Source organism: Synechococcus lacustris str. Tous, assembly GCF_003011125.1.
Lineage (GTDB): Bacteria > Cyanobacteriota > Cyanobacteriia > PCC-6307 > Cyanobiaceae > Synechococcus_D > Synechococcus_D lacustris.
Window position 1 is genome coordinate 1 of sequence record NZ_PXVC01000088.1, and the last position, 7,023, is coordinate 7,023.

A 7,023-nucleotide genomic window follows, 5' to 3' on the forward strand; every position below is an offset into this window, starting at 1 on the left:
CAGTAGGTATCCGATGGATGCCACCCCGCCCGCTGATCTATTTGAACCCGCCGATGCCAATGGTGCTATTGCCACTGCCACRGCAGTAATTGAACTGTTGCAGGCGATGGATCACTTTTAAATGAACTAACTAACTAACCCATGAACTAACTAACCCATCACCCTTGCAATTTGGCGGGCATGGGGAAAACCATTGGTTTGCATTGCAGTAAGGCAGGCTTCWRCTTGGGCGGCTGGAATTGCTGCTAAWAGCGGCCCGCAGGTTTGTGGATCAAGCCATAGCTGCAAGATCGCTTCAGATTGATGATTRATYAATTGCGGCCATTTTTCCAGGATGGCCTTGTTGCTAGGKGCCAGGCTGCTGGCTATGCCCTGTTGCAACAGTGTTAGGGCACCTTTTAGGGCTGGTGCTGCATCYAGCTCCAATTGCAATTGCACCCCCGGGGAGGCAGCCARCATTTCSGWTARATGACCMAGCAGGCCAAAACCGGTTACATCGGTGCATACCTGGCAGCCATGGGCYGCCAGCAAAGGCASCAGGSCCGCTTGGCTTTGTTGCATMAACTCCAGGGCTTCACTAATCCAGCTGGAYTTTGCTTTGCCAAGTTGGGCTGCGGCAAACAGCACTCCCGTGCCAATGGAGCGGCTGATCAACAACACATCACCCGGTTGCAGGGGCCCCTTTAGCCAAGGATCAGCGGCAAAACCATTCACGGTGAGGGCCAGCAGCAGTTGCTGGCTCAGTGGTTTGTTTGCCTCTTGAGCCATGGCCTGGAGGCTGTGGCCGCCGAGCAATTGGGCGCCATGTTGAGCAAGCACACTTTGAACACCGGCMAGGCTTTGGCTTAGTAATTCGCTTTGCAGTGCAACCGAGCAGCGGGGCAGCKGGATCAAGAGTTGGGCGCCCTGGATTTGGGCGCCACTGGCCCATAGATCAGAGCAGGCATGCAGGGTGGTGAGCCGTGCATTAAGCCAGGGATCTGCCACTAGGGCAGGGAAACCATCACAACTTTGCAGCCACTGCYGGCTGGAGCTATTGCTCAARCTATTGCTAACAATGGCGGCATCCTGGGGGCCTGTTTGATCTAAGCCGAGTTGATTTAGGGCTTGAWTGAGCACTTGGGCTGGCAGCTTGGCGGCGCAACCACTGCAGGCCATTTCCTCTGAASCAGCCATCACAGAACTGGGCTGCTGCAACATCGCCATGAAGCGCTGATCAAGTTTTTGCTTCCATMGCCAGCTCAGCCGCGAGGCACCCCAGCGCAGGGGCCCCCATTGGCCATAGGCACGGCCTTTGCCATCACCAAGCAGCTGTAGGGCATGGGTTTGCGGCTGCCAAAGGCGCAGTTTTTTCCCAAGGCTTAGCCGCTGCAGATTTGCGGCCAGGATCGGCGCTGCCCGCACCGCCCACACACCACTGGCGGGCCTTGGTTGCTGCTGGATTACGGCGCAATCACCACTGGCAAAAAAGCCSGGRAAWCCAAGCACCTGCAGGCTGGCATCCGTGCAGAGGCGCCCCTGCTGATTAAGGGGTAAACCAGTGGMTGCAAGCCAGGCGGGGCCGCGGCTGCCGCTGCAGAGCAGCCTCAGGGCCGGGCTAGCGCTGGYGGGTTCGCAATCCACATGCAGTTCCACACCAGCGGCCCGTAAGCCATYGCTAAAACGATYCCAATAGGGGCGGCTTTTTGATTGCAGCAGCAACTGCACCTGCAGGCCGCGGYGGCGCAGGGCAAAGCTGAGCTCCACTGCTGCTGCACCACTACCAATCAGTTGCACCAAGGCGCCAGGCGTGAGGGCACCTAGGGCAGCGAGCRCCGGTTCAAGCGGTTTGATGGCCATTGCTTGGGCTGGGCCCGCAGCGGTGCTGGCGCCGAGATCAAGGCTGAGCAAGGGGCAGCTGAGGGGCGGCCGGGGGCTGCCATCGCTATGGCGTAGCTGCAGTWRSCGYTTGCTGCTATCAAGGCCAATGATTTCGGCTTCCACAAAGGCCACCTGGGCTGCATTGCAAAGGCGGCGTAGATCGATCCGGCAAGCCTCGAGGCCAATGGTGCCGGCAAAAAGGCTTGGCACTAGGCCGGAATAAAGGCTGCTGCCGCTGCGGCTCACMAGGGTGATGGCGCCAAGGGCTGGCCGGCTGCTGGGTGCCATGGCCCAGCGCTGCAGCARGAGGGCATGGCTGTGGCCACCACCAGCTAGCACMAGGGCRCCTTGGGGTTGAKTKTTAGCGATAGCCATTGGGGTTGGCCTGCTGCCAGGCCCAACCATCACGGCACATGGCAGCTAGATCCAATTTGGTGCGCCAGCCCAAACGCGCTAGGGCCAGGGAAGGATCAGCCACGGTGATGGCAGCATCACCAGGCCTGCGATCCACCAGGCGATGGGGGATGGCAACACCACTGGCATYAGCAAAGGCATTCACCACCTCCAATACCGAACAACCCTGGCCGCTGCCCAGGTTGAGGCTKAGCAATTGGGGTGCTTCCGCCAGCAACAYATCAAGGGCGGCCTGGTGGCCGGCGGCTAGATCCATCACGTGGATGTAGTCGCGAATGCCAGTGCCATCTGGGGTGGGCCAATCACTGCCAAAAATCTGCAATTCGGCGCGGCGGCCAACGGCAACTTGGCTCACAAARGGAAACAGATTATTRGGGGTGCCAAGGGGATCTTCGCCAATCCTGCCGCTGGGGTGGGCGCCAACGGGGTTGAAATAACGCAGGCGGGCGATGCGCCAACCGGCTTCACTGGCGGCTAGGTCAGCAAGCAGTTGTTCCACAGCTGCTTTGCTGTGGCCATAGGGGTTGATCGGTTTTATCGCTGCGCTTTCTGGGATCGGCACCTGATCWGGGATGCCATAGATGGTGGCACTGCTGCTAAAAACCAAGCTGCGGCAGCCGGCGCTTGCCATCGCCTGCAGCAAGAGGCGWGTGCCYTCTAGGTTCACCTGCCAATAAAGCAAGGGCTTGGCTACCGATTCAGCCACGGCCTTGAGGCCGGCAAAGTGAATCACAGCATCGATGGGGATGCTGCTGAAGGCCCGTTGCAGGCWGGCGGGATGGCAGATATCACCAGCCACCAGGCTGATTTTTTTGCCGCTGAGCTGCTCCACCCGGCGCAGGGATTCYGGGCTGCTGTTGCGGAAATCATCRAGCACCACCAGTTGATGGCCGGCTTCTARAAGCACTAGGGCCGTGTGGCTACCGATAAAACCAGCCCCGCCGGTTAAGAGCAGATTGGCCATGGCAGGGGCAGGTGAAGCTGGAATCAGTTTGGCCTTTGGCTAAATAAAGGCAAAAAATATGCAATATCCGCATTAATTTGGGCACTCCCCCCCCCCTAGCGAATTTGCCCAAATATGTGCCAATGTTCTGCTGTTGAAGGTTGAGGTGGTTGAGCACTGCTCCCACCCACCCTCAACTTTTRGCAGGATTAGTGTGGCTTAAGTTTATTAAATATTTAATCYAATAATTTACAGATATATTTAGTCAAAATCTTAAATGACAGTTTTAGTTACCGGCGCCGCCGGCTTTATTGGCTTTCACCTGAGCAGCAGGCTGCTGGAGCGAGGCACTGCGGTGCTGGGGTTCGACAATATGAATCCTTACTACGACCCAGCCCTAAAGCGGGCCCGCCTYAAGCAGCTGCAGGCYACAGCWGARCGCACGGGCACMARCTTYCAGYTGATYGAGGCTGATCTGGAARAYCGCGMTGCAGTGGAGGCAGCCTTCACCGCGCACAAGCCGGAAAAAGTGGTGAACCTGGCGGCCCARGCGGGGGTGCGCTACTCAATCGAAAACCCAGCGGCATATATCCAAAGCAACCTGGTGGGCTTTGGCCATGTGCTGGAGGGTTGCCGCCACCACRRCATCGAACATTTGGTGTATGCCAGCAGTAGCTCGGTGTATGGCGGYAAYACAAACCTGCCGTTTTCAGARCACCAAGGSGTTGATCACCCGGTGAGCCTCTATGCGGCCAGCAARAARGCMAAYGARYTGATGGCYCACACYTAYAGCCATTTATATGGGCTGCCGGCCACSGGCCTGCGCTTTTTCACGGTGTATGGCCCCTGGGGTAGGCCAGATATGGCCCTGTTTCTGTTTACCAARGCGATCCTGGCKGGYGAGCCAATTCARGTGTTTAACAACGGCCAAATGGTGCGGGATTTCACCTATGTAGACGACATTRTTGAAAGCCTCCTGCGGGTGCTTGATAAGCCRGCSRCCCCWGATCCGGCCTTTAATCCCAGCCAGCCCAATCCAGCCAGCAGCTGGGCGCCCCATCGGGTGTTCAACATCGGCAATTCCAACCCCACACCCCTGCTGGATTACATCGGCGCGATCGAATCGGCCCTGGGSATCACGGCCACGAAGACCTTCCTGCCGATGCARCCYGGYGATGTGCMCGCYACTGCGGCTGAYACCTCAGCCCTAGAAGCCTGGACGGGTTTCAAACCAAACACCCCCGTASGCGAGGGGGTGGCCCGATTTGTGGCYTGGTATCGAGAGTTTTATGGGTTGGCCAAGGCTGCCTAGGCCTTGATAGATCGCGGGCACGTAATGCGCCGGTTATCTGGATAGCTGTGTTGTGCTGTTTAGCTACACTCAAATTACTGTTTGTTTGCGGCKATGACCCTYACAACCAGCCCAGCAATACCCAACGCAACGCCCCTAAGGCTTCCTGCYGATCTGAAGCTCACACCTAAACAGTTTGAGTTGGTGTGYGCCGAAAACCGTGAATCAGTTTTAGAGCTCAATGCAAGCGGCCGGGTGCTRGTGATGACGCCAACCGGTAGCGAAACGGGTTCCCGCAATGGTGAGTTGTTTTTCCAGCTCAAACTTTTTGCGCAGCAGCAAGGGCTATGGAAAGCCTTTGATAGTTCCACCGGCTTCCTGCTGCCCGATGGCTCTGTTCTCAGCCCAGATGCGTCATTGGTGCGAATTGATCGTTGGCAGGCCCTCAGCCCCGAAGAGCGCCGTGGTTTTGCACCGCTCTGCCCGGATCTAGTAGTGGAATTAGCCAGCCCCAGCGACGAGAGCCCCCTTGCACTAATGGCTCTGCGTAAAAAGATGGCYGCCTATCAGGCAAATGGTGCATCTTTGGCCTGGCTGCTGCTGCCCCACSAACAAACCGTTGAGGTKTGGGCGGCWAATACTGAATCGCAGCGCCTAGAGCAGATCCAGCTGCTTGATGCCAGTGGCGAGCTTTCGGGTTTGCAGCTGCAGCTKGCCAAGATCTGGGCTGGCTAGCTGATYTCTGGGCCTTGGGGAAACAGCACCGGAACCTGCACGGCCAGTCGCTCAAGCTGTTGCTCCAGGTCACAAACGACATCGCRAGCTGATCCTCYTCTGGCARCGTATCCGTGTGGATCTGGTACCMGATGCCAGCYAAAGATGTGCGCACTATGATGCGCACATCTTTGGCTGGTTGTGATGCGCACCACCCTGGAGCTGCCGGATCCTCTGTTTGCKCGCCTGAAGGCCCGGGCGTCCAGCGAGCGCCTCACTYTGAAGCAGTTGTTGCGCAGTTATGTGGAGCAGGGCCTAAGCGCCACGCCCAGCKGCTCCGGCTCGAAACGTTCGGCACACACCCTGCCGCGACTGGAGGGGCCCTTGGCCATGGAGAGCGAACACCTCAGCAACGCGGCASTGTTTGATCTGCTCGACGCGTGAGCACCACCGTTGAYCTGCCGGATCTSAACGTGTGGCTGGCCCTGGCCTGSCCCGACCACAGCCATCACCACCAGGCCTTGYACTACTGGGAGCAGCAGGCGGCTGAACAGGTGCTGTTCTGCACGGTCACCGCGCTTGGGTTGGTTCGGCTCGTGTGCCAGCCAAAGCTGATGGGTGCGGCGGTTAAAACGGCAGCAGAAGCATCCGCTCTGCTGGACGCGTTTTGCCAGCAGCCGGGTGTGAGCATGGCCTCAGCYGAGCATGCCGGCTGGGAGGTGTTTCACCAGCTGCTGAACAGCGGTGAGCTGCCGCCCCGTCTGTGCACCGATGCCTATCTGGCAGCCCTGGCGATAGCCAATGGCTGGCGCCTGGTTAGTTTCGATCGCGATTTCGCGCGATTTGAAGGCTTGGAGCGGTTGGCGCTTTGATGCCACCGCATGTGCTGCATCGGCTAAAATTGCAGCACAACGTGAGGCGCTGGTGAAAGAGCTCAATATCCGTGAGATGCGTGCCAGTCTCGGCCAACTGGCCGAGTTGGTTGCCACTGAAGGAGAGCTGGTGATCCGTCGGCGAGGYGAGCCGATCGCGCGGGTTTTGCCYATGACGCAGCAACGGCGCCCCCCCGACCATGCCGATCTTCGCCGGCGCATGCCGTTATTGAAGACCRGCTCAGCTGATCTGATCCGCGGCGAGCGCGATGAGTGCTGAGCCGGATGAGCGCTRAAAAACGTGCCTRTCTCGATACCAGTGCGCTGGCGAAGTGGTAYYTCAACGAGGCCGGTTCTGAGGCCTTTGTTGAATTTCTACAGGGGCTGGATTCGGCTGTGATCAGCAGCCTCAGCGTCACTGAGATGCGTTCCTTGCTGAGTCGCCGCCGGCGCATGGGCGATCTTTCGGTTGAACTCGAGTMTSTRCTGTTTGCAGCCCTTCTCAACGATATCGATCGTGGCTGGCTGCAGCGGTATCCGCTGGATGATGCACGTTTTGCGGAAGCAACGAATCTGATCGCGCGTTATCCGGAACACCCCCTCCGCACGCTGGATGCCCTGCATCTCACGGTGGCGGCTGATCTGGCGGTGTCGATTGTTGCCACAGCCGATGGGGTGATGGCTGATGCAGCCTTGAGCATGGGTTTGCAGGTTGTGCGGTTTTAAAATTGAGCTTCCCCCTGAGCCCGCAGGCGCCCCAGCCCGAGTGAACACCGACCGCTGGTACTACCGGGTTTTCCAGAGCGCCCCAGACCTAATCCGCTCACTGCTGCCAGGCTCAGCCGCCGCCACCGCTAGTGAATTTGGCCTAGCCCCAGATGCCCCCGGCGATCAGCTCTACCGTTTTGAAGCCCTTGAAATTAAGTAAC

General features: G+C 58.5%; 7 protein-coding genes. 5 read left to right on the forward strand and 2 right to left on the reverse strand.

All coding sequences use genetic code 11. The features are described 5' to 3' along the window. Positions 1 to 150: 150 nt before the first annotated feature. Both selD and galE read right to left on the reverse strand, forming a co-directional pair. Positions 151 to 2,265, reverse strand: coding sequence for a selenide, water dikinase SelD (gene selD / locus C7K08_RS11900; RefSeq protein WP_341272164.1), 2,115 nt, complete (start codon positions 2,263 to 2,265; stop codon positions 151 to 153). Then, positions 2,222 to 3,238, reverse strand: coding sequence for a UDP-glucose 4-epimerase GalE (galE, locus tag C7K08_RS11905; RefSeq protein ID WP_106500813.1), 1,017 nt, complete (start codon positions 3,236 to 3,238; stop codon positions 2,222 to 2,224). Before galE ends, selD begins: the two co-directional genes overlap by 44 nt. Before the next feature lie 256 nt (positions 3,239 to 3,494). On the opposite strand from galE, the gene C7K08_RS11910 reads away from it, so the two are divergent. The 5 genes from C7K08_RS11910 (at position 3,495) to C7K08_RS15580 (ending at position 7,022) form a co-directional block, all read left to right on the forward strand. After that, entirely contained in the window at positions 3,495 to 4,529 is a 1,035-nt protein-coding gene (locus C7K08_RS11910) for an NAD-dependent epimerase (protein WP_106500814.1), read from the forward strand. 93 nt (positions 4,530 to 4,622) lie between these two features. Next, positions 4,623 to 5,243, forward strand: a complete 621-nt coding sequence (locus tag C7K08_RS11915) for a Uma2 family endonuclease (protein ID WP_106500815.1) — start codon at positions 4,623 to 4,625, stop codon at positions 5,241 to 5,243. Between the two features lie 419 nt (positions 5,244 to 5,662). Beyond that, positions 5,663 to 6,094, forward strand: a complete 432-nt coding sequence (locus C7K08_RS11925; protein WP_106500817.1) for a TA system VapC family ribonuclease toxin — start codon at positions 5,663 to 5,665, stop codon at positions 6,092 to 6,094. A gap of 285 nt (positions 6,095 to 6,379) precedes the next feature. After that, a complete protein-coding gene (locus tag C7K08_RS11935) occupies positions 6,380 to 6,820 on the forward strand; it encodes a type II toxin-antitoxin system VapC family toxin (protein ID WP_106500821.1) in 441 nt (146 codons plus the stop codon). Positions 6,821 to 6,860: 40 nt separating this feature from the next. Further along, entirely contained in the window at positions 6,861 to 7,022 is a 162-nt protein-coding gene (locus C7K08_RS15580) for a hypothetical protein (RefSeq protein WP_161955908.1), read from the forward strand. Position 7,023: the final 1 nt, after the last annotated feature.